This window comes from Amycolatopsis acidicola, assembly GCF_007713735.2.
Classification (GTDB): domain Bacteria; phylum Actinomycetota; class Actinomycetes; order Mycobacteriales; family Pseudonocardiaceae; genus Amycolatopsis_E; species Amycolatopsis_E acidicola.
Window position 1 is genome coordinate 110,339 of sequence record NZ_VMNW02000015.1, and the last position, 24,993, is coordinate 135,331.

The 24,993-nt window shown below is 69.5% G+C and carries 23 protein-coding genes, 1 tRNA gene and 1 pseudogene; 15 read left to right on the plus strand and 10 right to left on the minus strand.

What is annotated here, in order from left to right:
• The first annotated feature begins 83 nt into the window (after positions 1 to 83).
• The gene (ilvD, locus tag FPZ12_RS13520; RefSeq protein ID WP_144750208.1) at positions 84 to 1,751 is read left to right on the plus strand and encodes a dihydroxy-acid dehydratase; all 1,668 of its coding nucleotides are present in this window, start codon (positions 84 to 86) and stop codon (positions 1,749 to 1,751) included.
• A gap of 6 nt (positions 1,752 to 1,757) precedes the next feature.
• Complete coding sequence (locus tag FPZ12_RS13525; protein ID WP_144750206.1) at positions 1,758 to 2,201, plus strand: cupin domain-containing protein; 444 nt, start codon at positions 1,758 to 1,760, stop codon at positions 2,199 to 2,201.
• A 71-nt stretch (positions 2,202 to 2,272) separates the two neighbouring features.
• Here FPZ12_RS13525 and FPZ12_RS13530 read toward each other — a convergent pair whose 3' ends face one another.
• A complete protein-coding gene (locus FPZ12_RS13530; protein WP_144750204.1) occupies positions 2,273 to 2,773 on the minus strand; it encodes a hypothetical protein in 501 nt (166 codons plus the stop codon).
• Positions 2,774 to 2,869: 96 nt separating this feature from the next.
• Between FPZ12_RS13530 and FPZ12_RS13535 the strand changes: the two genes are divergently transcribed.
• Both FPZ12_RS13535 and FPZ12_RS13540 read left to right on the plus strand, forming a co-directional pair.
• Positions 2,870 to 3,277, plus strand: a complete 408-nt coding sequence (locus tag FPZ12_RS13535; RefSeq protein ID WP_144750202.1) for a CoA-binding protein — start codon at positions 2,870 to 2,872, stop codon at positions 3,275 to 3,277.
• Between the two features lie 116 nt (positions 3,278 to 3,393).
• Positions 3,394 to 3,936 (plus strand): hypothetical protein, encoded by a 543-nt coding sequence (locus FPZ12_RS13540; protein ID WP_144750200.1) that lies wholly within the window; start codon positions 3,394 to 3,396, stop codon positions 3,934 to 3,936.
• A 1-nt stretch (position 3,937) separates the two neighbouring features.
• Here FPZ12_RS13540 and FPZ12_RS13545 read toward each other — a convergent pair whose 3' ends face one another.
• Positions 3,938 to 4,954 carry a glycoside hydrolase family 25 protein gene (locus FPZ12_RS13545; RefSeq protein ID WP_341771219.1) on the minus strand — a complete coding sequence of 339 codons (1,017 nt, stop codon included), beginning with the start codon at positions 4,952 to 4,954 and terminating at the stop codon, positions 3,938 to 3,940.
• Positions 4,955 to 5,156: 202 nt separating this feature from the next.
• Here FPZ12_RS13545 and FPZ12_RS13550 point away from each other — a divergent pair, with 202 nt between their 5' ends.
• Complete coding sequence (locus tag FPZ12_RS13550; RefSeq protein WP_279537801.1) at positions 5,157 to 5,468, plus strand: STAS domain-containing protein; 312 nt, start codon at positions 5,157 to 5,159, stop codon at positions 5,466 to 5,468.
• Positions 5,469 to 5,492: 24 nt separating this feature from the next.
• Here the strand turns inward: FPZ12_RS13550 and FPZ12_RS13555 are convergent, their stop codons facing one another.
• On the minus strand, positions 5,493 to 7,001 hold the full coding sequence (locus tag FPZ12_RS13555; RefSeq protein ID WP_166462721.1) for a class I adenylate-forming enzyme family protein: 1,509 nt from the start codon (positions 6,999 to 7,001) through the stop codon (positions 5,493 to 5,495).
• A gap of 470 nt (positions 7,002 to 7,471) precedes the next feature.
• A tRNA-Thr gene (locus FPZ12_RS13565) sits at positions 7,472 to 7,544 on the minus strand.
• Between the two features lie 218 nt (positions 7,545 to 7,762).
• On the opposite strand from FPZ12_RS13565, the gene FPZ12_RS13570 reads away from it, so the two are divergent.
• The 3 genes from FPZ12_RS13570 to otsB all read left to right on the plus strand — a co-directional run bounded on the left by FPZ12_RS13570 (position 7,763) and on the right by otsB (position 13,412).
• Positions 7,763 to 9,280 carry a threonine/serine exporter family protein gene (locus FPZ12_RS13570; protein ID WP_144750192.1) on the plus strand — a complete coding sequence of 506 codons (1,518 nt, stop codon included), beginning with the start codon at positions 7,763 to 7,765 and terminating at the stop codon, positions 9,278 to 9,280.
• 91 nt (positions 9,281 to 9,371) lie between these two features.
• A complete protein-coding gene (locus FPZ12_RS13575; RefSeq protein WP_144750190.1) occupies positions 9,372 to 10,814 on the plus strand; it encodes an alpha,alpha-trehalose-phosphate synthase (UDP-forming) in 1,443 nt (480 codons plus the stop codon).
• 48 nt (positions 10,815 to 10,862) lie between these two features.
• Positions 10,863 to 13,412: a trehalose-phosphatase gene (gene otsB / locus FPZ12_RS13580; RefSeq protein WP_166462722.1), complete on the plus strand. Its 2,550-nt coding sequence runs from the start codon at positions 10,863 to 10,865 to the stop codon at positions 13,410 to 13,412.
• 62 nt (positions 13,413 to 13,474) lie between these two features.
• Here otsB and radA read toward each other — a convergent pair whose 3' ends face one another.
• On the minus strand, positions 13,475 to 14,833 hold the full coding sequence (gene radA, locus FPZ12_RS13585; protein WP_144750186.1) for a DNA repair protein RadA: 1,359 nt from the start codon (positions 14,831 to 14,833) through the stop codon (positions 13,475 to 13,477).
• Between the two features lie 33 nt (positions 14,834 to 14,866).
• The gene (locus FPZ12_RS13590) at positions 14,867 to 15,487 is read right to left on the minus strand and encodes a copper chaperone PCu(A)C domain-containing protein (RefSeq protein WP_166462723.1); all 621 of its coding nucleotides are present in this window, start codon (positions 15,485 to 15,487) and stop codon (positions 14,867 to 14,869) included.
• 274 nt (positions 15,488 to 15,761) lie between these two features.
• Here FPZ12_RS13590 and FPZ12_RS13595 point away from each other — a divergent pair, with 274 nt between their 5' ends.
• The 6 genes from FPZ12_RS13595 to rlmB are packed head-to-tail and all read left to right on the plus strand — an operon-like array spanning position 15,762 to position 20,520.
• Positions 15,762 to 16,253, plus strand: a complete 492-nt coding sequence (locus FPZ12_RS13595; protein WP_020417039.1) for a CarD family transcriptional regulator — start codon at positions 15,762 to 15,764, stop codon at positions 16,251 to 16,253.
• A 40-nt stretch (positions 16,254 to 16,293) separates the two neighbouring features.
• Positions 16,294 to 16,935 (plus strand): IspD/TarI family cytidylyltransferase, encoded by a 642-nt coding sequence (locus FPZ12_RS13600; protein WP_144750184.1) that lies wholly within the window; start codon positions 16,294 to 16,296, stop codon positions 16,933 to 16,935.
• Complete coding sequence (ispF, locus tag FPZ12_RS13605; protein WP_144750182.1) at positions 16,932 to 17,402, plus strand: 2-C-methyl-D-erythritol 2,4-cyclodiphosphate synthase; 471 nt, start codon at positions 16,932 to 16,934, stop codon at positions 17,400 to 17,402. Before FPZ12_RS13600 ends, ispF begins: the two co-directional genes overlap by 4 nt.
• Positions 17,403 to 17,448: 46 nt before the next feature.
• Complete coding sequence (locus FPZ12_RS13610) at positions 17,449 to 18,132, plus strand: HAD family hydrolase (protein WP_144750180.1); 684 nt, start codon at positions 17,449 to 17,451, stop codon at positions 18,130 to 18,132.
• A 34-nt stretch (positions 18,133 to 18,166) separates the two neighbouring features.
• Positions 18,167 to 19,558: a cysteine--tRNA ligase gene (gene cysS, locus FPZ12_RS13615; protein WP_144750178.1), complete on the plus strand. Its 1,392-nt coding sequence runs from the start codon at positions 18,167 to 18,169 to the stop codon at positions 19,556 to 19,558.
• 5 nt (positions 19,559 to 19,563) lie between these two features.
• On the plus strand, positions 19,564 to 20,520 hold the full coding sequence (gene rlmB / locus FPZ12_RS13620) for a 23S rRNA (guanosine(2251)-2'-O)-methyltransferase RlmB (protein ID WP_144750176.1): 957 nt from the start codon (positions 19,564 to 19,566) through the stop codon (positions 20,518 to 20,520).
• An 8-nt stretch (positions 20,521 to 20,528) separates the two neighbouring features.
• Here rlmB and FPZ12_RS13625 read toward each other — a convergent pair.
• The 4 genes and pseudogenes from FPZ12_RS13625 to FPZ12_RS13640 all read right to left on the minus strand — a co-directional run bounded on the left by FPZ12_RS13625 (position 20,529) and on the right by FPZ12_RS13640 (position 23,359).
• Positions 20,529 to 21,082 (minus strand): annotated as a pseudogene (locus FPZ12_RS13625) (transposase).
• 44 nt (positions 21,083 to 21,126) lie between these two features.
• The gene (locus FPZ12_RS13630; RefSeq protein WP_144750174.1) at positions 21,127 to 21,987 is read right to left on the minus strand and encodes a DUF1266 domain-containing protein; all 861 of its coding nucleotides are present in this window, start codon (positions 21,985 to 21,987) and stop codon (positions 21,127 to 21,129) included.
• Positions 21,984 to 22,859, minus strand: coding sequence for a DUF1266 domain-containing protein (locus tag FPZ12_RS13635; RefSeq protein ID WP_144750172.1), 876 nt, complete (start codon positions 22,857 to 22,859; stop codon positions 21,984 to 21,986). The genes FPZ12_RS13630 and FPZ12_RS13635 overlap by 4 nt, the downstream gene beginning before the upstream one ends.
• Positions 22,859 to 23,359 (minus strand): hypothetical protein, encoded by a 501-nt coding sequence (locus tag FPZ12_RS13640; RefSeq protein ID WP_144750170.1) that lies wholly within the window; start codon positions 23,357 to 23,359, stop codon positions 22,859 to 22,861. The genes FPZ12_RS13635 and FPZ12_RS13640 overlap by 1 nt, the downstream gene beginning before the upstream one ends.
• 145 nt (positions 23,360 to 23,504) lie before the next feature.
• On the opposite strand from FPZ12_RS13640, the gene FPZ12_RS13645 reads away from it, so the two are divergent.
• Entirely contained in the window at positions 23,505 to 24,938 is a 1,434-nt protein-coding gene (locus FPZ12_RS13645; RefSeq protein ID WP_144750168.1) for an MBOAT family O-acyltransferase, read from the plus strand.
• The last annotated feature ends 55 nt before the right edge of the window (positions 24,939 to 24,993 follow it).

A 24,993-nucleotide genomic window follows, 5' to 3' on the forward strand; every position in this document is an offset into this window, starting at 1 on the left:
CTACAAGGTTATCTCGGTCGTCAACGTTTTGTAGATATTTTTCGGCTGTGCGAGGCGCCGAAGCCAGGCATATCGTGCTTAGCATGGCCGACCTCAAGCCGCGATCCCGTGACGTGACCGATGGCCTCGAACGGGCCGCAGCCCGTGGGATGCTGCGCGCGCTCGGAATGGGCGACGAAGATTTCGCGAAGCCGCAGATCGGCATCGCCTCGTCCTGGAACGAGATCACCCCGTGCAACCTTTCGCTGCAGCGGCTCGCGCAGGCCGGAAAGCAGGGGGTGCACGCCGGCGGCGGTTACCCGCTGGAGTTCGGCACGATCTCGGTCAGCGACGGCATCAGCATGGGCCACGAGGGGATGCACTACTCGCTGGTCTCCCGCGAGGTGATCGCCGACTCCGTGGAAACCGTGATGCAGGCCGAACGCCTCGACGGCGCGCTGCTGCTCGCGGGCTGCGACAAGAGCCTGCCGGGCATGCTGATGGCCGCGGCACGACTCGACCTCGCGGCGGTGTTCCTCTACGCGGGTTCGATCCTGCCCGGCAAGGTGGACGGTCAGGAAGTGACGATCATCGACGCCTTCGAGGCGGTCGGGGCCTGTGCTCGCGGGCTGATCTCGCGGGAGCAGGTCGACAAGATCGAGCGGGCGATCTGCCCCGGCGAAGGCGCCTGCGGCGGGATGTACACGGCGAACACGATGGCCTCCGCGGCCGAAGCGCTCGGCATGTCGCTGCCGGGGTCGGCCAGCCCGCCCTCGGTGGACCGGCGGCGCGACAGGTTCGCGCGCGAAAGCGGCGAGGCGATCGTCGGGATGCTCGAAAAGGGGATCACCGCGCGCGACGTGCTGACCCGCGAGGCGTTCGAGAACGCGATCGCCGTGGTGATGGCGCTCGGCGGTTCGACCAACGCCGTGTTGCACCTGCTGGCGATCGCGCACGAGGCCGAGGTCGAGCTGACGCTGGACGATTTCACGCGCATCGGCGACCGCGTGCCGCACCTGGCCGACGTCAAACCGTTCGGGCGCTACGTGATGACGGCGGTGGACCGGATCGGCGGGGTGCCGGTGGTGATGAAAGCGTTGCTGGACGCGGGTTTGCTCAACGGCGACTGCCTGACGGTCACCGGCAGGACGATGGCGGAGAACCTGGACCGGTTGTCGCCGCCCGAGCTCGACGGTGACGTCATCCGCAAACTTTCGGACCCGATCCACCCGACCGGCGGCCTCACGATCCTGCACGGTTCGCTCGCGCCGGAGGGCGCGGTGGTCAAGAGCGCGGGCTTCGACTCCTCGCGTTTCGAAGGCAGGGCAAGGGTTTTCGACGGCGAGAAGGCCGCGATGGACGCGTTGGGCACGCTTGAGCCCGGCGATGTCGTGGTGATCCGCAACGAGGGTCCGCGCGGCGGGCCGGGGATGCGCGAGATGCTCGCGGTCACCGGCGCGATCAAGGGCGCGGGGCTCGGCAAGGACGTGCTGCTGCTCACCGATGGCCGGTTTTCCGGTGGTACCACGGGCTTGTGCATCGGGCACGTGGCCCCGGAGGCCGCGCACGGCGGCCCGATCGCCTTCGTCCACGACGGCGATCCGATCGTGCTGGACATGGAGAAGCGCACCCTCGACGTGCTCGTCGACGAGACGGAAATGGCGCGGCGTAAGGAAGGCTGGGAAATTCCGCCCGCGCCGCGGCGCACCGGAGTGCTGGCGAAGTACGCCGCACTGGTGGGCTCAGCGGCGAAGGGCGCGGTCTGTTCGTGAGCCGCGATGACCTTCCAGACGGCCAAAGTCGAAGAGACACCTGAAACGATCGCGCCGGACGGCTCCCGCGTGCGGCCGCTCTGCACCTTGCCGGAGCGAGCGAGCTTCGCGCGTTTCGAGTTGGCTCCGGAGCAGGTGTCGCAAGCCGTTTCCCATGCCACGGTGGAAGAAATCTGGTACGTCATCGGTGGCGCGGGCCGGATCTGGCGCGCGATGGCGGACCGGGAGGAAGTCACCGACCTCGTACCGGGCGTGTGCCTGACGCTGCCGATCAGGACCACGTTCCAGTTTCGCGCCGGACCGGAGGGCCTGCTGGTGGTCGCCGCGACCGTGCCGCCATGGCCGAACACCCCGGACGAGGCTCGCGTCGGTCGCGGCACCTGGCCGAGTGGAAGGGCCCGGCGAAAGCCCGGCACCCCACCGGACTCCCGCCGGGCCCACGTCGGCTAGGGAGTGTTTCCAACGTGGCGGAGCCGCTTGCTGTGAGAACGGCGGCTCGCAGGCCACTCTCGAAACACTCCTCAGACCAGGTTCCCGCCGGTCGAATACGGGCCGCCCTGCTCGACGCTCGGGCTGACCTGCGGGTTCCGGCCTTCCTGGCCGGGCACCGGCGAAACCACCGGCTCGCTCAGCTGCCGGTCGATGGGCGCCTGCGCGCGGGGATCGACACCCCGCCCGCGAGTGTGCATCTCCTCGACCACCTGCTCCTCACGCACCCTCGCCAGCACCCCGAGGGTGATGGCGTGCGCGAGCGCCAGCACGAGCAACATCACGCCGATCCGGCCGACCACCGACGGCAGCGAGCTGCCACCGGGGAAGCCGATGGTCGACAGGAGCGCCAGTGCGCCCAGCACGACCAGGTGGAACAGCACGGTGACCAGCCGGGTCATCGACGCGCCGGCCTCCGGATTCCCTTGTGTGTTACGCAGATAGCGCTTTCCGCTGTGGTAGATGAACTGGCCGTCGATCGCGACCAGCAGGACCCCCACCACCAGGAAGGCGACATAGGCATTGGTGTCCACGACGGGCTCCTCTCCTACACCCCGTGGGTTACCCGTCGCCCGATGCCACAAAACCGGGCACGGAATTCCCGAGGAGCCGGGCTCGTTCCCTTCACCATGAGTGACCTTGCCGAACGCGTCCTCGCCGAGGCGGAGACCATCGCGGTGGTGGGGCTGAGCCGCAGCCCGCACAAGTCCGCGCATTCCGTGCCCGCCAGCCTGCAGGCCGCGGGTTTCCGGATCATCCCGGTGCATCCGTCGGCGGACGTGCTCCTCGGCGAAAGGGTGTACCGCTCCCTCGCCGAAATCCCGTTCCCCGTGGACATCGTCGACGTGTTCCGGCCCGCACCCGAGGCGCCGGGGATAGCCGGACAAGCCGTCGCGATCGGCGCGAAAGCCCTTTGGCTGCAACAAGGCATCGTCTCGGCGGAGGCACGGCGCATCGCGACCGATGGCGAACTGGCGTATATCGAAGATCGCTGCATCGCGGTCGTCCGCGCGCTCGCGCAGCTGACCAGGCGTTAGCCACCGACGGCGGAAAACAACTCCTCCGGCGTGGGACTTTCGACTCTCCCGCGGACCACGCACCGGCCGGCCACAATTACGAGTCTTCTCGCCGGCGAACCGAAGAGGTGAGGTCCGTGACCGTGGAACACGTCGCGCCGAGGCTGCTGGACCAGTTCGCGCCCAGCTACGACTTCGTGTTGCGCGAGCATCTGCTCGTCGACACCCCGGCGACGCGCACGACGGACGCGCTCCGCAGATTCGGCTCCGACCCGGCGGCCCTGTTCGGCTGGGCCTTCGGGGTGCCGATGCCGTTGCGCCCCAACTCTTCGTCGCCGGGATTCGACGAGATCCTCAGCAACGGCCAGTGGACCGTGCTCGGCGAACGCGCCGGGCAGGAGGTCGTGCTCGGCACGGCCGGGCGGTTCTGGACCTCGTTCTCGGACTGGCAGCGGGTCAGCGCGCAGGAGTTCCCGTCGTTCCGCCGACCGCGCCGGGGCACGATCGCGATCGCGCTCTCCTACCACCCCTACCACGAAAACCGGACCCTGCTGACCTTCGAGGCGCGCGCGAAGACCACCGACGAAGTCGCCTACCGCTGGGCCGACTGGTACTGGGAAGCCGTCAAACCCACCGCGCGATTGGTGGTGCGCCAGGTACTTCGCCGGGCGACCTGCTGAATCAGCCGACGTAGGTGGTGAAGGCGTGATCGGCGGTGTAGCGCAACACCACGCCGACCGGCTGGTTTCCGTTGCCGTCCCGCGGGATGTCGATCGGGCCGGGCCGGTCGGTGTTGAAGACGTGATCGTCGTTCCAGCCGCCGCCGGCGTACACCGGATCCGTGCTGACGTACTGCGTCGGCATGACGTAGGCGCACTGGTGCACGGTCACGCTATGCCCGAAAGCCGCGTAGAGGTACCAGAACAGCGGCCGCCCGGCGCACGGCAGCACGACGTGTTCGTTGGTTCCGGCTGGCACGAGCATGGTGGTCTCCTCATCGTTTTCCGGTCCCGCGCCCTGGCCGAGCAGGGCGGCGAGTTGTTCGCGGGTGCCGCGGTAGGCGTTCGCGTCGAGCGGGGCGTAACCCGCGATCCGGGCGGAACTGCTGAACTGCAGTAGCTCGACGCCGAGCCCGCCGTACCCGTCCCAGTAGCCGGCGGGCACGTCGGCCCATTCGTCGGCGAGCGAACCGACCGCCGTGTCGGGATAGCGCGAGGACCACAACGGCGGCAACCCGGCGAGCGACGGCGAGCCCAGCTGCTGCCAGTACCAACGCGGCAGGTAGGTCAGCGGCACCAGATACCCCGCGGCGCGCACTCGGTTCACGACGTCCTGCACGAACCCGACCCCGCCGCTGCCCGACTCGACGTCCGGGATGACCGGCACCCCGTGCGGCACAACGTTTCGCACCAGGTCAGCGTGGGCCTGCGCGGACGCGCTGGAGCGCAGATACCAGTACGCCGCGGTGAGCAGCCCCGCCGCGCGCCCCTTGGCGAGGTTGTTCGCGAACGCCGGATCGGTGATCGAAGCCCCTTCGCCCGCCTTGATGATCACCAGCTCGCAGCCCTCGCGTCTCGCCTCGGCGAGATCGAGCGAGGCAGGCTGGTAGTGGCTGATGTCGAGGGCGAAGGTGACGATGACAAGCTCCTGAATACTCGTGGTGTCTCCACAGCTACCCCCGTTACACGTACGGGACACGGGGGCGGATCACACCGATGGTGGGAAAGCCGCGAAACCGGCATTCCGGAATGTGGCGCGCGTCACTTTCCGGGGAACGCCAACGTCAGCGGCCACAAGCACGTCACCGGCCGGGACGCAAGCAGGACTCCACCGCCGGTGAACCGTTAACCTCTTTCCTGTTAGGCAAAACTGAGGAACAGGAGCGACCGTGGGGCTCACGGTGGAGTGTGCACACACGCCGGAATCCGTTGTGGTCGTGGCAGACGGCGAAGTGGACGCCAGCACCGCGGCGAGGTTCAAGGAAACCGTCGCGGACGCACGGGAAAACGGCAAGCACGCCGATGTCTACCTCGATCTGACCGCGGTCACGTTCCTCGATTCCGCCGGGCTGGCGGCTTTGGTCGAGGTGGCTAGCCAGTGTCACAACGCCGACCAGAAGCTCCGCCTCGTGTGCACCACGCGCGCCGTGCTGAATCCCATCAAGCTCACCGGACTTGACCAGGTCTTCACGATCGTCGACTCACGCCCCTGAACGGCGTAACGCGGATACGGCCGTTCAGGCGGATCGCTTGAGGCCGTTGGGAGGCCACGGTTTTTCCTTCAGCACGAAGCCCCGCACGCCCAGCCGCCGTGCCGCTTCGTCGCGCAGCTGACGCTTGAGCACTTTGCCGAGTTCGTTACGGGGCAAGGCTTTCGCGTACAACAGCCGTTTCGGCAACCGCGCCGGGCCGAGCCTGTCCAGCAGGAACTCGCTCAACCCGGCCTGGTCGAACACCGGGCCGGTGACGATCGCGGCCGCCACGTACTCGCCCAGCGCCGGGTCCGGCAGGGCGAACGCGGCGGCCTCCCGGATGCCGGGGAACTCCTGCAGCACGGTTTCGACCTCGATCGTCGAGATGTTGAGCCCGCCGGAGATCACCAGATCCTGGTGGCGGTCGAGGAGGAACAGGAAGCCGCGGGCGTCCAGGAAACCGAGGTCGCCCGTGCGCACCCACCCGTCCGGCCGGAACACGGACGCGTCGGCGTCGAGGTAGCGGCGCCGTGGGGCGTGCGGTGCGCGCAGTTCGATGTTGCCCGGTTCGTTGGGCGCCAACGGGGTTCCGGCGTCGTCCACCACGCGGACGTGCACGGAACGCCCGACCGACGCGGGGCGGACGGGGTCGAAGGTGATCTTCACGCGGGCCGGGAAGGCTTCGGTGCTGGTGTACATGTTGATCGTGGCCGCGCCGGGGAAAAGGGCGGCGAGGCCCGCCAGCGTGGCGGGTGCGATCGGGGCGCTGATCGTTCGTACCACCCGCACCGAGGGAGTGTCGACGACACTGTCCACAAGGGACGAAGCTTGCGCGGGTACCAGCACGACGTGGGTCGGCCGGTAGTACTCGATCGCGGCGCCGAAACCCCGGTCGTCGTAGGCCGGTAGCGCGATCACCCGGTGCGGGACGCCGTCGAGCGGCTGCAGCAACAGTCCTTGTCCGGCAAGGGAAGCGGGTTGCAGCGCGTGCAGCACCACGTGCGGTTCTCGGGCGGTGGCAACGGGTTCGTGGGTGCACAGGACGCACTCATGTGACGCGACCACGCCTTTCGGCACACCCGTGGTGCCGGCGGTGAAGAGGATCTCGGCGTCGTCCCGCGGGCACGCCCGGAGCGGGAGAGGCTGGGTCGACTGCCCGACCTCCAGCGTCCGCACCGGGACGCCGCGCACCGGCAGATCGGCGTCGGGCACCACACCCAGGATCACGACAGCGCCGGACTTCTCGCACACCTGACGCAGGTGGTTCTGGCCCGACCGCCGCTGCACCGGCACGGCCACGGCGCCGGCCTTGTGCACCGCGAGGTACGAGACCGCGTAGTCGAGCAGGTCGGCGTTGTCGCCCCAGACGACGACGCGGTCACCGGGCCGGATACCCCCGGCGACCAGGCCACGGGCCGCCGCGGAGGAGCGCTCGTCCCATTCACGGAAGGTCAACCGCCCGGCGCCGACCACTTCCAAAGCCACTTCGCCAGGCCGCTCCGCCGCCCTCGCCGCGAGCCGCGCGGGCGTACATGCCGGGATGCGACTGGTCATGGCACCTCCTCGTGACCGGGCCACTACCCGGATCGTGACGCTTTCCGCCGCCGCCAGGAACTCGTCGAGATTCACCGCCTCGAAGCGGCCTTCGCCCGCTTGGCAAAGGTTGGCGCGCTGATGGGGCTGAGCGCCGCCCGGGCCCTGAACGTCGCCGTGCAACTCCATCGGCAACCGCTACGCCCCACCGACCGCGATGCGGTGATCCACTTCGTCCGCCGTGATGTCGGCCGCCTCGATGTCCAGCGCCACCCGACGGACCTGGACCGCGGTGGCCGCGCAACTTGCCGAACTGACCCAGCGCTACTCCGACGCGAATCCCGCCCGGCTGCGTGTTCCCACCGCAGCCGGTAACGCCGGGATGAAAGCGGTGGCGTGGCGCGATCGGCGGGCTTCACGTGATCCATCACCGGCTCCGAAGCGGCCACACGCGACGGAAACAACGTGCAGCTCAACCACGATTTCCAGTGAGCCGACTAGGGGACTCGAACCCCTGACCTGCTGTTTACAAGACAGCTGCTCTACCAACTGAGCTAAGTCGGCCTGCTTCCGCCTGCCCCGGCGCGGGGCCTCGGTCGCGCGCTCATCATATCGGCCGCCCGGCGCGCGACTGCTGCCACCACCGGCGGTTTCGTGGATGATCGTCATGGTGGCGCACGCCACGGTTGCTTCCTTGCAACGGCGGGCGGGGGCGTGGCGATGCTCACCGGGGAGACCGTGACAAGCCGGCTTCGGATCCCTCGTGAGGAAGTGGAGGTCCCATGAAGAGCAACCAGCGCGCCCGGGGCCCGGTGACCCGGCGGCGCGGCTGGCACATCCTGGAGGCGCCCCAGGATCAGAACGTCGAAACAACCCACCGGCGGCGAAAATCGAACGAGCCGCGGCGGCGTGCGTGGCACATCCTGGAGGCGCCGACCGGGGAGTTCCCTGCCCCGGACTTCGGCGCCGAGCACGGGCCCGCGCTGCCCGACGACGCCACCGTCAACTTCGTGCTCGACCTGGCCCTGCGCATCGGTGAAGTCCAGATGGCAAGCGGGGCGGGCGCTTCCGACGTGACGGCGACGATCATCGCGCTGACGTCGGCGCTCGGGCTGCCGCACTGCGAGGTCGACGTGATCTTCACGTCGATCACGGTCACCTGCCACCGCGGCACCGGCATGGCCCCGGTGAGCGCGCTGCGCGTGGTGCGCTCCCGCAGCCTCGACTACACCCGGCTGTCGCAGACCGAGATCCTCGTCAACCAGATCACCCGCGGCAACGTCGGCGCCGAAGAGGCGTACACCGAACTGCACAAGATCACCACCGCCCGGCACCCGTACCCGCGCTGGGTCGCGACGCTGTCCTGGGGCGGGATGGCCTTCTTCATCACCCTGCTCCTCGGCGGCACGGTCCCCATCGCGCTCGGCGCGCTGGTGATCTCGTCGCTGATCGACCGGCTGGGCAGGCTGCTGAACAAGTACGCGCTGCCGTTCTTCTTCCAGCAGGCCGTCGGCGGGCTTGTCGCCACCGGGCTGGCCACCCTCATCGTGGAGACCGGGCTGGTGCCCACCCGCTTCTCCACGCTGGTCGCGGCCGCGGCCATCACAGTGTTGCTGTCCGGGCTGTCCACGGTCTCCGCGGTGCAGGACGCCATCACCGGTTACAACGTCACGGCCGCGGGCCGCACGATGGAGACCGCGTTGATGTCGGCCGGGCTGATCACCGGGGTGGCGCTCGCACTGAGCATCGCCAAGGCGAGACATTTCGTGGTGGTCGAGCCCGAACTACCCACGCAGACCGCGCTGGCGCTGCCGGTCATGATCGTCGCGGGTGCCGGCACAGCCGCTTGCTTCGCGCTCGGCAGCTACTCCATGCTCCGCTCGCTGCTGGTCGCCGCGGCCGCGGGCGCGATCGGCGCCGGTGTGTACGGCGGGCTGCTGCTCCTCAAGTTCGACCAGATCACGTCGTCGGCGGTCGCGGCGACGCTCGTCGGGTTCTGCGGCGGCGTGCTGTCCCGGCGGTTGAAGGTGACCCCGCTGGTGGTGGCCGTGTCCGGCATCACGCCCCTGTTGCCCGGTCTGTCCACGTACCGTGGCCTGTACGAGCTGGCCACCCAAGGCGGAGGGAACATATCCACCCTTATGCAGGCGGTCACGATCGGGCTTGCACTGGCCGCCGGCGTGGTACTCGGCGAATACCTCGCCCAGCCGGTCCGCACCGGGCTCGGCAGGCTCGAACGGAAGCTCGCGGGGCCGCGGATGGCGGGCCCGCTCAGGCCTTCGGAGGGACGTCTGGAGTAGCCGGCCAAGCCACCCTCGCGGTCAACTTGCCGCGCCCGGAACGAGATAGTGTTCTGGGTGCCGCGCTCGAAATGGGCAAGGAGCAGCTAGCGTGAGTGAGTCAGAGATCGGGCAGGCCTCGGCGGATTTCGTCGTGGTCGCGAACCGCCTGCCGGTCGACCTGGACCGGGGGTCCGACGGCACCCAGCGGTGGACGGCCAGCCCCGGCGGCCTGGTGTCCGCGCTGGAGCCGTTCCTCCGCTCACGCAAAGGCGCCTGGGTGGGCTGGCCCGGTGTACCCGGCGTGGACGTCGACCCGTTCAGCGACGAGGGCATGGTCCTGTACCCGGTCACGCTGACCGCGGAGGACGTCCGCGACTACTACGAGGGCTTCTCCAACGCCACGCTCTGGCCGCTCTACCACGACGTCGTGGAACGGCCGGTGTTCGACCGGAGCTGGTGGGAGAGCTATGTCAAGGTCAACCGCCGCTTCGCCGAGGCGAGCGCGAAGGTCGCGGCCGACGGCGCCACGGTCTGGGTGCAGGACTACCAGCTCCAGCTGGTGCCGAGCATGCTCCGCGAACTGCGCCCCGACCTGCGCATCGGCTTCTTCCTGCACATCCCGTTCCCGCCGGTGGAGCTGTTCATGCAGCTGCCGTGGCGGGCCGAGATCGTGCGCGGGCTGATCGGCGCCGACCTGGTCGGCTTCCACCGGCCCGGCGGCGCGCAGAACTTCCTCTGGCTGGCCCGCACCCTGGTCGGCCTCGAGCCCAGCCGCGGCGCGGTCGGCGTCCGGTCCCGGCCGGGCATGATGCAGGTCGGCAACCGGACGGTGCGCGTCGGCGCCTTCCCGATCTCGATCGACGCGGCCGGGCTCGACTCGCTGGCCCGCGGCAAGGACGTGATCGAACGGGCCGCGCAGGTCCGGCGCGACCTCGGCAATCCGAAGACGGTGCTGCTCGGGGTCGACCGCCTCGACTACACCAAGGGCATCGACCTCCGGCTGCAGGCGCTGCACGAGCTGCTGCACGAGGGCCGCGTGCAGCCGGAGGACGTCACGTTCGTCCAGCTGGCCACGCCGAGCCGGGAGCGGGTCGAGCACTACCAGCGGATGCGCAGCGAGATCGAGCAGATGGTCGGCCGGATCAACGGGGAGTTCGCCAGGGTCGGTCACCCCGTGGTGCATTATCTCCACCAATCGGTGAGCCGGACCGAGCTCGCGGCCTTCTACTCGGCCGCGGACGTGATGGTCGTGACGCCGTTGCGCGATGGGATGAACTTGGTCTGCAAGGAGTACGTGGCGTGCCGTCACGATCTGGGCGGTTCGCTCGTGCTGTCCGAGTTCGCGGGCGCGGCCGCCGAGCTGACCAGTGCTTTTCTGGTCAATCCGCACGATCTGGACGGGGTTAAGAACGCGTTGGAAGCGGCCATTACCCTCGACCCTGCCGAGGGCAGACGCCGGATGCGCGCGCTTCGTCGTCAGGTCCTCACCCACGACGTGGATCGGTGGGCACGGTCGTTCCTGGAAGCGCTTGGTTCCGAACCGGCTGCCTGAGTCGCCCGTCTTGTCGACATTGATGCTTGAGCTCCTTAAGGAGGAGTGGTGACCGCCGAGTCCCTGCCCGCCGAGCTGCGCCGTGCGATCGTCCAGATCGCCCGCACGCCGCGACTACTGGTCGCGTGCGACTACGACGGGACACTGGCGCCGATCGTGACGAACCCGGACGAGGCGCGCCCGCTGCCCGAGTCGGTGGGTGCGCTGCGTTCGCTGGCCGGTCTGCACGAAACGACCACCGCGGTGATCTCCGGCCGCGCGCTGAGAGACCTGGCGACGCTGTCCCGGCTGCCGCACGAGGTGCATCTCGTCGGCAGCCACGGGTCCGAGTTCGACATCGGTTTCGTGCACGCCCTCGACGCGGACGCGCGCGAGCTGCACCGCAGGCTGGAGAGCGAGCTGGAGCAGCTGACCCAGGGCACGCCGGGGGTGCAGCTGGAGGTCAAGCCCGCGAGCATCGCCGTGCACGTCCGCCGCGCGGAGCGGGAAGCCGCCGCACGCGTACTCGAAGCAGTCCACAATGGACCTTGCGGCTGGGACGGCGTGACCACCACCGACGGCAAGGAGGTCGTCGAGCTCGCGGTGGTCCAGACCGACAAGGGCCGCGCGCTGGACACGCTGCGGCACCAGGTCGGCGCCACCGCGGCCATCTTCCTCGGTGACGACGTGACCGACGAGAAGGCGTTCGCCCGGCTGTCCGGTCCCGACCTCGGGGTCAAGGTCGGCGAAGGCGAAACGCTGGCCGCGTACTGCATCAGCGGCGCCGAAGAAGTCGCGATGGTGCTGGCGTTCATGCTCGAAGAGCGGCGCAACTGGCTCTACGGCGAGCAGGCCACCCCGATCGAGCGGATGTCCTTGCTGGCCAACGAACGTTCGGTCGCGCTGCTCACTCCCGACGCCCGCCTCACCTGGCTGTGCCACCCCGGCCCGGACGCGCCCGCCGTCTTCGCCGACCTGCTCGGCGGCACGGGCGCCGGGCACTTCTCGATCAAGCCCGGCGGCACGGATTCCGCGCAGCGCCAAGGGTTGCCGCTCGGTCAGCGCTACCTGCCGAACACCATGACGGTGGAAACCCGCTGGTCCCGGCTGCTGGTCACGGACTACCTCGAACCCGACGGCCCGGCGCACCGCACCGACCTCGTGCGCGTGATCTCCGGCTCGGCCCCGGCCACCGTCACCTTCGCCCCGCGGCCCGAGTTCGGCGCGGTGCCGGTCAGCCTGGAGCAGGAGGATGACGGGCTGCGCGTGGTCGGCACATCGGAGCCGATCGTGCTGCGCTCGCCGGGAGTGCGCTGGGAAATCACCAACGACGGCCTGCACGACAGCGCGACCGCGGTCGTCCAGCCGACGCCCGAAGAGCCGATCCTGCTCGAACTCCGTTGTGGCACAACGGATCTGACCGCGCACGAACTGTCCGAAGTGGACCGCAGGGAGCGCGCGGGCAAGTACTGGAGCGATTGGGCCACGGCGCTGAAGCTGCCGGGCGTCGAGTCGGAGCTGGTGGCCCGCTCGGCGCTGACCCTGCGCGGCCTTTGCAACGCCGACACCGGTGGCGTGCTCGCGGCCGCCACGTCCTCGCTGCCCGAGGAGATCGGCGGCGTGCGCAACTGGGACTACCGCTACTGCTGGGTCCGCGACGCGTCGATGACGGTGCGCGAACTGGTCGGCCTCGGCTCGCTGAGCGAGGCCGACGGGTACCTGGATTGGCTCCACGGCGTGCTTTCCACGCTCGCGGGCCCGGAGCGGCTGCACCCGCTGTACACGCTCGCCGGCACCACGCTCGGTGCCGAAGCGGTGATCGACACCCTGCCCGGCTACGCGGGTTCGCGCCCGGTGCGCGTCGGCAACCTGGCGAACCACCAGGTGCAGCTGGACGTGTTCGGCCCGGTCGTCGAGCTGGTGTGCGCGCTGGCGGAAGCACGCGGCGGGCTGCGCGACCAGGACTGGCAGATGGTGCGCGCGATGGCCGAAGCCGTGACGCGGCGCTGGTCCGAGGCCGACCACGGCATCTGGGAGGAGCGGCATGTGCCGCGGCACCGGGTGTACTCGCGGGTCATGTGCTGGGTGACCATCGACCGCGCGATCAAGCTCGGCGAGATCTACGAGCGCGAGATCCCGGTCGGCTGGCACGAGCTGCGCGACGAGATCGCGAACGACGTGCTGACCAACGGGTGGAACGACGAGGTCCAGGCGTTCACCACCGCCTACGACGGCACGGACCTGGACGCGGCTTCGCTGTTCGTCGGGTTGTCCGGGCTGCTGGACCCGTCCGACGAGCGTTTCCAGGCCACGGTGACCGCGATCGAGGCCGAGCTGCGCAGCGGTTCGACCGTGTACCGCTACCGCCGCGACGACGGCCTCCCCGGCGGCGAGGGCGGGTTCCACCTGTGCGCGGCCTGGCTGATCGAGGCGTACCTGCTCACCGGCCGCCGCACGGAGGCCGAGGAGCTGTTCGAGCAGATGGTGGACGCCGCCGGCCCCACCGGCCTGCTGCCGGAACAGTACGACCCGATCGCGGAGCGCTCGCTGGGCAACCACCCGCAGGCGTACTCGCACATCGGCCTCATCCGCTGCGCGAAGCTGCTCGCGGCACAGTAGTTCGGCAGGCCGGGGAAGAGTGGGTGCCCCGCACTTCCCCGGCCCGAAACCGCGCTGACCCCTCAGGCGTGGTTGGCCGCGTTCAGCGCCTCCGCCACGTTCGCCACCTCCAGCACGCGGATCCCGTCCGGCAGCTTTCCCGGGTCGGGCGGGACGATCGCGTGCGTGAAGCCGAGCCGCACGGCCTCCGCGAGCCGCCTGCCGACGCCGGTAACGCGGCGGATCTCCCCGGCCAGCCCGACTTCGCCCAGCGCCACCAGCCTCGGTGACAACGCCACGTCGTTCAGCGAGGACGCGATGGCCAGCACCACCGCAAGATCCACGGCGGGCTCGGTCACCTTCATCCCACCGACCGTCGCCGCGTAGACGTCCTGCGTGCCGAAGGCGACGCCGCCGCGCTTCTCCAACACCGCCAGCACCATCCCCACCCGCGCGGAGTCGAGCCCGCTCACCGCGCGGCGCGGCTGCGGCAGGCTGCTCTTCGACACCAGCGCCTGCACTTCGCACAGCAACGGGCGCTTGCCCTCCACCGTCACGGTGATCGCCGTGCCCGGTACGGCTTCGGTGTGCCGGTTCAGGAAGATCCCCGACGGGTCCGGCACTCCGGCTATCCCGTCGTCGTTCAGTTCGAAACAGCCGATCTCGTCCGCCGGCCCGAAGCGGTTCTTCACGCCGCGCACGAGCCGCAGCGTGGAATGCCTGTCGCCCTCGAACTGGAGGACCACGTCGACCAGGTGCTCCAGCACGCGCGGCCCGGCCACCGACCCGTCCTTCGTCACGTGCCCGACGAGCACGATCGGCAGCCCGCGCTCCTTCGCCAGCGCGACCAGCCCGGCCGTGACCGCACGAACCTGCGTGACGCCGCCGGGCGCTCCTTCTGCCTGCGGCGAAGCCATCGTCTGCACCGAGTCGACGATCAGCACGCCCGGCCGCACGGCGTCCACGTGCCCCAGGATCGCGCCCAGATCGCTTTCCGCCGCAAGGTACATCTGGTCGTGCAGGTTCCCCGTGCGCTCGGCGCGCAGCCGCACCTGGCCCGCCGATTCCTCGCCCGTCACATACAAAGCGGGCGCCGAAGACGTGGCCGCCCACTGGTAGGCGACCTCCAGCAGCAGCGTGGATTTGCCGACGCCCGGCTCCCCGGCGAGCAACACGACAGCGCCGGGGACGAGCCCGCCGCCCAGCACCCGATCCAGTTCGTCGACACCCGTCGCGCGCGCTCGCGCCGCTTCGAGATCGACCTGTGCGATCGGTTTCGCCGGCGCGCTCGGTGCGCCCGCGGCCACCCTGGCTATCGCCGGGCGGGCGTCACCGCGTTCTTCGAGCGTGCCCCACGCCTGGCATTCCGGACAGCGGCCGACCCATTTGGCGGCCTCGTGCCCGCATTCCGCGCAGCGGTAGCTGATCCCCTTCTTGCCCACGGTCGGCGACGTTAGCGCCAACCACCGACAATCTCAGTGACCGGCTTCGGCCTGTTCGCTCTGGGCCGGCTGGCAGTTGAGCTCCTTCGTGGGAGCGGCGACCGGCACCTGCACGGTGACGGGGCCCGCGTCGCGGAAGACGAAGGTGACCGGGGTCAGCTGGCCCGGCCAGATCACGGTGTTGAGGCCCTGCAGTTCGACCGTGGCGTGCCCGACCTTCGCCGGGGCGTTGGTGGCGGCGCCTGCCTCCGACGTGGGTGCCGACGACGAGCTGCTCGCGGCCGACTCGGCGGCGTCCGCGTCACCGACGACGAGCGTGCTGCCCGCGACGATCGCCTTCTGGCCCTGGATGTTCGCGCCGGCGGCACTGGGCGAGGAGACCGAGACCAGCTCGTCGTCGGCCGTGCCCGCGTTCGCGATGGTCAGCGTGAGCGGCGCGGTGGAACCGGCCGTGTAGGCCTGCTCGCAGTCGTTGCGGTTCGCGATGCCCGCGTTGCGGAGCGAAATCTTGCCCGCCGACGCGAGCGCGCCGTTGACCGCGGGCAGCATCGTGTCGGTCTGCGTGATCTGACCGGCACCGCAGCCGGCGAGCACCAGGGCAGCACCGACGCCCACCACGCTCGAAGTGAACACGCGACGTTTCTGCAGCCTCACGGTCTTCAGTCCCTCCTAGAGCCCGCGTTACTACTGCGCAGACTAGCCGGGGCCCCGGAACGCGGCGGAACCCGGTGCCACTGCCCGCTCTGGACCGTCCACAGTGGATTCGTGATCAACCGGCGGACCACCTGCATGAGCACGCCACAAGTGGATTTGTCAACCCCTGCCACGGCCCGGGCATGGGCCCTGACCTGCGAGGACGATCTCGGCCCACTAGGTGGGCCCACTCGCCGCGTGCTAACATGGAAGCAGCGAAAGGGGCAGAGGACACATGGTTTTCAAGGTCGGAGAGACCGTCGTCTACCCGCACCACGGTGCCGCACTCATCGAAGCCATCGAGACCCGTGTGATCAAGGGCGAGGAGAAGCAATACCTCGTCCTCAAGGTCGCGCAAGGGGATCTCACGGTTCGCGTTCCCGCGGACAACGCCGAGATCGTCGGTGTGCGGGACGTCGTCGGGCAGGATGGTCTGAACCGCGTTTTCGACGTGCTGCGTGCTCCCCACACCGAAGAGCCCACGAACTGGTCTCGTCGGTACAAGGCCAACCTCGAGAAGCTCGCCTCCGGCGATGTGAACAAGGTGGCCGAAGTGGTGCGCGACCTCTGGCGGCGAGAGAAGGACCGTGGCCTTTCCGCTGGTGAGAAGCGGATGCTGGCCAAAGCTCGGCAGATCCTGGTGAGTGAACTGGCCCTGGCGGAGGGCACCGACGAGGGCAAGGCGGAGACGCTCCTCGACGAGGTTCTGGAAACAGCAGCGGTCTAGTCCGGGTGGCGCACAACCGGGCGTCGCGGAAGCGCGACGCATGAAGGTCGTCGCGCTCGTCCTCGCTTCGGCGCGGGACAATTCCGTTCGTGTCCACGGTGCGCCGTTGCTCGCACACGCGGTGCGTGGCCTGCTGGAAGCGGGCTGTGTGAGCGAAACGGTCGTCATCGTTCCGGCGGCGGAACTCGGCAGAACCGAAAGCACGATCCGGGCGGTACCCGGTACCGAAGGCAGGTGCCGGGTGCTGTCCGGGGCTTCTCAGCGAGCCGAATCCATCCGGCTCGCCGTCGCCGCGCTCGACGGTGACGAATGCGATGTGATCCTGCTGCACGACGCCGCGCGGGCGTTCGTCCCCGCCACGGTGGTGCGCGCGGTGGCGGACGCCGTACTGCAAGGGGCGGAAGCAGTTCTCCCGGTCCTACCCGTCACCGACACGGTCAAACTGGTCGACGCCGACGGCGTGATCGAAGCCACCGAAGACCGCTCCGGGCTGCGCACCGCGCAGACCCCTTTCGGCTGCACGCCTGAGGTTCTGCGCAAAGCCTGCGCGGACGGCGTCGATCCGCTCGCGGATTTCCCCGGTACGGTGCGAACGGTCGCCGGGCACCCGGCGGCGATCCGGCTGACCACCCCGTTCGACGTGGCGGTCGCCGAGGCGCTACTGAACGAGGAGCGAGCGTGAGGGTCGGCACCGGGGTCGACGTCCATCCAGTCGAAGAAGGCCGCGAATGCTGGATAGCCGGCCTGCTCTGGGAAGGCGTTCCGGGCTGCGCGGGGCATTCCGACGGTGACGTGGCCGCGCACGCGTTGTGCGACGCGATGCTGACGGCGGCAGGGCTCGGCGATCTCGGCGCCGTCTTCGGCACGGGCGATCCCCGCTGGGCCGGGGCGCACGGCGCCACCCTCCTCGAAGGAGTGCGGCGCCGCGTCGAAGCCGCGGGCTGGCGGCTGGGCAACGCTTCGGTGCAGGTGATCGGGAACGCGCCGCGCATCGGCAAACGCCGCGACGAAGCACAGGAAGTGCTGAGCAAGGCGGCGGGCGGTCAGGTCAGCGTCAGCGGCACCACCAGCGACGGGCTCGGCCTCACCGGCCGCGGTGAGGGAGTGGCGGCGGTGGCCACCGCTTTGTTGCTCGCCGCCGCCGAGTGAGTCACAACCGCTGCCTCACCGGGCATTTCGCCGTTAGCCTGGAACTGTGACGATTCAGGCGGTGATGTTCGACTTCTCCGGCACGCTGTTCCGGCTCGAACAGGACGAATCCTGGCTGGCCGATCTGACCGACGAAACGGGTCGCCCGCTCGACATCGAGGAGCAGGCCGAGCTGATGCGGCGGATGACCGCCCCGTCCGGGCAGCTCTTCGAACTGGAGCCCGAGTACCAGTACGCGTGGGACAACCGGGACCTCGATCCCGCCCTGCACCGCAAGATCTACCTCGAGGTGCTGCGCAAGTCCGGGTTGCACCCCGAGCAGGCCGATGCGCTGTACGACCGGCTGATCGATCCCGCCGAGTGGACGCCGTACCCGGACACCGAGACCGTGCTGAAGACCCTCGCCGGCAAGGGCGTCAAGGTCGGCGTGCTGAGCAACATCGCCTTCGACATCCGCCCCGCGTTCACCGCGCGCGGGCTGGACGAGTTCGTCGACGCGTTCGTGCTGTCCTTCGAAGAAGGCGTGATCAAGCCCGATCCGGCCGTCTTCCGGATCCTCCTCGACCGCCTCGGCGCGGCACCGGAGGAGACGCTGATGGTCGGCGACGCCGAGGAGGCCGACGGCGGGGCGAAGGCGCTGGGCTGCGCATTCGCGCTGGTCGACCCGCTGCCGACGGTGGAACGGACGGACGGCCTGCTCACCGCGGTGCGGGAGCACGGGGTGCTGTAAAGCCACGGCCAGGTGAGACCCGTACCATTTCGGGGTGGCCTTACACCTCTACGACACCGCGAGCAGGAGCGTGCGGGAGTTCCATCCCGCCCGTAGCGGAACGGCGTCCGTGTACGTGTGTGGGGCCACCGTCCAGGGCATTCCGCACATCGGGCACGTCCGCGGCGCGCTGAACTACGACGTGCTGCGCCGCTGGCTCGTCCACAGTGGACTCGACGTGCTGTTCGTGCGCAACGTGACCGACATCGACGACAAGATCCTCACCAAGGCCGCCGACAACGGCAGGCCGTGGTGGGAGTGGGCGTTCAAGCACGAGCGTTCCTTCGAGGACGCGTACACCACGCTCGGCTGCCTGCCGCCGTCCATCGCGCCGCGCGCCACCGGGCACGTCACGCAGATGGTCGAGCTGATGCAGCGGCTCATCGACGGCGGCCACGCGTACGCCGCGGGCGGCGACGTGTACTTCGCGGTCAGCACCTTCCCCGAGTACGGCGCGCTGTCGCGCCAGAAGCTCGACGAGGTGCAGCAGGGCGAGACGGTCGCCGAGGGCAAGCGCGATCCGCGCGACTTCACGTTGTGGAAGAGCGCCAAGCCGGGCGAGCCCGCTTGGCCCACGCCGTGGGGTTCGGGCAGGCCGGGCTGGCATCTCGAATGCTCCGCGATGGCGACGAACTACCTCGGCGCGGAGTTCGACATCCACGGCGGCGGGGTGGACCTGGTCTTCCCCCACCACGAGAACGAGCGCGCCCAGTCGCAGGCGGCGGGTGACCCGTTCGCCCGGTACTGGCTGCACAACGCGTGGGTGACGCTGTCCGGCGAGAAGATGTCCAAGTCGCTGGGCAACGTGGTGTCGATCGAGGCGATGCTGCGGAACTACCGCCCTGCCGAGCTGCGCTACTACCTGATCCAGCCGCACTACCGGTCCACCATCGAGTACTCCGACGGGGCGCTGTCCGAGGCCGCGCAGGGCTACCGCCGGATCGAGCAGTTCCTGCGCCGGGCCGCGGGGCGCATCGGCGTGATCGCACCCGGCGAGCTCGCCCCGGAGTTCTCCGCGGCGATGGACGACGACCTGGCCACGCCCGCGGCGGTGGCCGCGGTGCACAACGCGGTCCGCGAGGGCAACGCGGCGCTGGACGCGAGCGAGGACGAGGCGACGCGGGCGGCGGCGGGTTCGGTGCGCGCGATGATGGGCGTGCTGGGGCTGGATCCGCTGGCGCCGGAATGGGCCGAGAACACGAGCACCGAGACCCCGGCGCGCCAGTCGCTCACCGACCTCGTGGACGGGATGCTCGCCGAACGGCAGGAAGCACGGGCCACCAAGGACTTCGCGCGCGCGGACGCGGTGCGGGACAGGCTGCTCAAGGCCGGGATCGCGGTCGAAGACACACCGGATGGTCCTTTGTGGACTGTTAAGGACGCATAGGAACAATGGCTGGAAACTCGAAACGCCGGGGTGCGACCCGCAATCCCGGTACCAAGAAGGGTGCCGTCAAGGGCACCGGCGGCCAGGTCCGCAAGGGCCTGGAAGGCAAGGGCCCGACGCCGCGCGCGGAGATGCGGCCCGGCCACCCGGCCCAGCGCCGCGCCGCCGCGGCGGCGAAAGCCGAACGCGCCAGGGAAAAGAAGGCCGACGCCCCGGAGATCATCGCCGGGCGCAACCCGGTGGTCGAGGCGCTGCGCGCCGGCGTCCCCGGCACCACGCTGTACGTGGCGCTGAACATCGACGTCGACGACCGCGTGAACGAGGCCGTCCGGCTCGCCGGGGACAAGGGCATCTCGATCCTGGAAATCCCGCGCGAGGAGCTGGACCGCAAGACGAACCGCGCCGTGCACCAGGGCCTCGGCCTGCAGGTGCCGCCGTTCGAGTACTCGCACCCGGACGACCTGCTCCAGGCCGCGCGTGACTCGGGTGAGCCGCCGCTGCTGGTCGCGCTGGACGGGGTCACCGACCCGCGCAACCTCGGCGCCGTGGTGCGCTCGGCCGCCGCTTTCGGTGCGCACGGCGTGCTGCTGCCCGCGCGGCGCAGCGCGGGGATCACCGCCGTCGCGTGGCGCACGAGCGCCGGGACGGCGGCGAAGCTGCCGATCGGCGTGGCGACGAACCTGACCCGGCAGCTCAAGTCCTGGGCGTCGAAGGGCCTGATGATCGCGGGCCTCGACGCCGACGGCACGGTCGACATCGACGGGCTGAACCTGGCCACCGATCCGCTGGTGATCGTGCTGGGCTCCGAGGGCCGCGGGCTGTCCCGGCTGGTGCGGGAAACCTGCGACCTCACGGTGTCCATCCCGATGGCCGCCGGGGTCGAGTCGCTCAACGCCTCGGTCGCGGCCGCCGTGCTACTGGCCGACGTCGCGCGGCGCCGCCGCAGCGCCGGCCGCGTCTAGGGCCTGTTTCATTGGTGTAGCCATTCGTTGATGGGCGGCGATGGGGACTGTTGCCTCGTAGCGAGTTTGTCGAAGCGTGTGGCTACGCTTCGGTTGCGTTTGAGGCGGTTGATCCCGCACTCGACGGCGTGCCGCTGTTTGTAGATGTGTGGGTCGAACGTGGGTGGCCGCCCGCCGGCGGGGCCGCGGTTGTGGCGATGCCGGATCTGATCGGCAGGTTGGGGAATCGTGCAGGCGATCTCGTGGAGTCGACGCTGACGTCCCAGGTGATCAGTCCCTCGGCGTCGGCCCGGATTTGCAACGCGGCCAGGATCACCGCCCACACCCCGGCACGCTGCCAGCGCCGGAACAAGCCATAAACCGTCTGCCAGCAGCCATACGCAGGTGGCACGTCACGCCACGGCGAACCGACACGCACCCGCCAGCGGATTCCGTCGAGGAGCTGCCGTTTAGTCCATGTCGGTGGGCGGCCGGGCTTCTTCCCGACGGGCACAAGCGGCTCCAGGATCGCCCACTGCGCGCCGGTCAGGTCAGCTCGCCCCGTCGCCGCTACGCTGGCCACGAGGTCTCCGGTGTTCTCGATCAGCTTGGTCGCAACATCGCCGATCAGCGCATTGAAACAGGCCCTAGCGGCACACGCAGCGGGCTCCGCGCGTCGGTCAGCAGCTGACGGCCGACCGCGGCGCCCCATTCGGCTTCGCGGACGTCGTCGGCTAGGTACGCGGGCAGCAGGAGTGCGCCGAAGAGCGTCGGCCAGTCCTGGTACCACTTCGCGGCGAGTTCGCCCGCGCGGTCGAGGTATTCGCGGCCTTCGTGCTCGGAAAGCCAGCGCGTCCGCAGTCCGGCTCGCACGAGGTCGACGCCTTCGGCCCAATGGCGGGCCAGCAGTGACGGGATCCGGTCGCCTTCGCGCAGGATCCCGTCGAGCCGCATCCGGTCCTCGGCGCTCGCGATCTGTGTGGCGACCGACAGCAGCGTCTCCCGTTCGGCGAACGGGAGGCCGCGAGCGGTCGCGTACTCCTCCAACGCGTGCGCCCACAGCTCGCCGCCGACCCGGACTCGTTGCCGCAACGCCTCTTCCACCAGCCGCAGCCCCGGGGCGACGACCTCCGCCTGCGAGCCGAGCAGCGCCCGCACCGCGCGCGGATAGTTCTCGCGGGCGTCGTCACCGCCGAACTCCTCGCGGAACCGTGCGCGGATCGACCGCGCCGGACAGCGGTAGGCGTGGACGTCGACGGGTTCCCTTGCGGCAACGGCTTTCAATGCGCCGACGCCCAGCGCCGCGCAGGTCTCGCCCGCTCCGGAGTAGCGCGGTCGCGTTGGCTTGGGCCGGTTCCGGGCGCGCTGCCCGGCCGCCTTCCGCCACGCCTGCCGCGCCGCGTAGAGGACGTAGCCGGAGGCGACGAGACCGACGAGGCCGAGCGCCACCATGAAGCGGCGCTCGGCGACACTGTCCAACCAGCTCACGACTGGACCGCTGCCCGTTGCCACGGCAACGTCCGCCACGGGCTCTGCGGATCGGTGGTGAGCACCTCGTGGGGCTCACGGACCGTCGAGTACCAGACGGCGAACTCGTCGTCGTCGAAACGCAGGAGCCGGCCGAGGCCGTAGCCGGCGGAAAGATCCGCCCACGACGAATAGTGCTTGGCGCACAAGGCCGCGGCGCGCAGCATCGCGCTTTCCGCCTCGGCCCGTTCGCAGTACCCCGCCCGCCATCCCCAGCGCGCCATGTTGACCGCGCGGCCCCAGTCGTAGGCGCGCGTGCTGGTGACGACGGCGCCACCGGCGAGGATCCCGTCCTTGGCGAAGCGCGCCTCGTAGCGGGTGATCCGCTCGGCGGCCGCGATCAGTTGCTGCGTCTCGGTTTCGCCGAGCTGCGAACCGTACGCCGCCTGGCGGATCGCCTTTTCCCACTCCACGGCGTCGTCGGCCCGCTGCCGGATTTCGAGCACCGCGTCGGCCTCGTCGCCGGATTCGCTCAGCAGCGACTCGATGGTCTGCCGCCAGTCCGCGTTGCCGGTGACTCCCCACGACTTCTGGAGTTCGGCGCGGAGGCCGAGTTTGGCATGCCCGGAGCCGGTGGGGTCGTTCCACGCGACGCCCTGGTTGACCGCCATGTGCGCGCCGCAGGCGAGCGCGAAGGCGAGCGGGCCGTCGACGGGGTGATCGGCGGAGGTGACGATCTTGCCGGAGCGAGCGAACTGACGGACCCGTTTCGCGGCGCCGCGCGCCTTGAACACGAGCTGGCCGACGAACACCAGCACCACCAGCGGGACGCCGATGACGATCACCCAGTACATGCCGCCGGCCTGGGCGCGCAGATCGTTGAGGAAGGCCATCAGCCGCGCAGCGCCTTCCCGGGAACGGGATAGATGTAGTCCTTGCCGTCCTTGTTCGCGTGGATGGCCAGCGGCCGGTCGGCGCCCTTGGTGCCGACCACGGCGGTGTAGACGATCACGCCGTCGTAGGGATCGGCGATGGAGTCGATGGTGTGGTCGGACGGGTCGTACGAGCGCGGGTGCCAGCCCCAGGGTTCGAGCGTCGAGTATGACCAGCTCTCGTAGCGGATCGTGCCGAGCGGGAATCTCTCCGCCTGTCTGGCGAGTCTGTCGCGGACGTCGTGGTCGAGTGCGCCGTCCGTGCTGAACGCCATGATCGCGTAGCCGAGGCCTTCGTGGGTGGCGTAACGCAGTTCGGCCGTTCGGTGGACGCCCTTGCGCTGTGCGCCGCTGTAGATTGCGTGCGCCTTCTTCGCCTTGCCGCTCTTGAACATTCCCGTCATCAGTGCGGCGAAGCCACCCGGCTCGGCGAGGGTGCCCGCGACCTGGTTCGGATCCATTTGATCTCCTTTCGCAGGGCGTTGACTGTACATACAGCCAATCAACGGACGTGGCGGGGGTCGCGGGGTCGCCACATTCACTCCGAAGGAGCAACACCGTCGGTTAAGGTCAGCAGGCTGATCCTGATGGGGGGCTCGCACACTGATGTCGTTCGTTTCGCCGCTGTTCCTGTGGTACTTCCTGCCGGCGTTGCTGCTCGCCGTGCTCGTGCTGCCGCGGACCTGGCGAAACGGGATCATCGCCGTCGGCAGCCTGATCTTCTACGCCAGTGGCGCGGGCGCTTTCACGCTGCTGCTGCTCGCGTGCATGGTGGTGAACTTCGTCGTCGGCACCGCGTTGGAGCCGAACGACTGGGCGCTCAAGCCGAAGCGGCGGCGGAGGCTCGTCACCGGCGTGATCGTCTTCGACGTGGCGATACTGGTGATCTGGAAATACGCCGGGTTCGCGACCCAGCAGTTCGACTACTTCGCCCGGCTTTTCGGCGGCGATTTCCCGGTGACCCATCTGGCGTTGCCGATCGGGATCTCGTTCTTCACCTTCCACCACATTTCGTACGTGGTGGACATTTATCGCGGCGAACGGCCGGCGCTGCGCAACCCGGTTTCCTTCATCACCTATATCGCGATGTTCCCGCAACTGGTGGCCGGGCCGATCGTGCGCTACCGGGAGATCGCCGACCAGCTGCCGCAGCTGCGTTCGCACCGGCTGGACGACATCGCCGCCGGGTTCCCGCGGTTCGCGCTCGGGCTATGCAAGAAAACCATCATCGCCGACTCGCTCAACCCGATGGTCGAAGCGTGCTTCTCGACGTCACCGGACGAAATGACGTTCGGCGTGGCCTGGCTCGGCGCCGTGGGGTACACCCTGCAGCTGTTCTTCGATTTCTCGGGCTACTCCGATATGGCGATCGGGCTCGGCCGGATGCTCGGTTTCCGGCTGCCGGAAAACTTCGCTCGGCCGTATTCGTCGGTGACCGTGACGGAATTCTGGCGGCGCTGGCACATGTCCCTTTCGCGCTGGTTCCGGGACTACGTGTACATCCCACTCGGCGGCAACCGCCACGGCGCGGCGAAGACGTACCGCAACCTGTGCATCGTGTTCGTGCTGACCGGTTTCTGGCACGGCGCGAACTGGACTTTCCTGGTGTGGGGCTGTTATCACGGCGCGCTGCTGATCATCGAGCGCGCGTTCCGCTGGGACCGGACGCCGGACTCCCGGTGGCCGCGGCTCGGCCGCCGGCTGCTCACGCTGGTACTCGTGGTGTTCGGCTGGGTGTTCTTCAAGGCGTCGGACATGGAACACGCGCTGCCGATGATCGGGCACATGTTCCTGCCTGACTTCTCGGGCCTCACCGACGTGGTCTCGGCCGCGCTCACCAACCAGCGGCTGGTGATCCTGCTGGCCGCGCTGGTGGTTTTCGTGCTACCGGCGCATCCGGTGACGGGGCCGCTGCTGGAGTCCTCCCGCAGCAGGCCCGCCGTGAGCCTCCGGCTCGGCGTGATGACCGTGGGCCTCGCCTACGCCGCGATCCTGGTGGCGAACGGGACTTTCAGCCCGTTCCTGTACTACCAGTTCTGACGGCGCCGGACAGCCGTGCTGTCCTGAGGCTCTTACTCCTCCCCCCCCCCGCCCC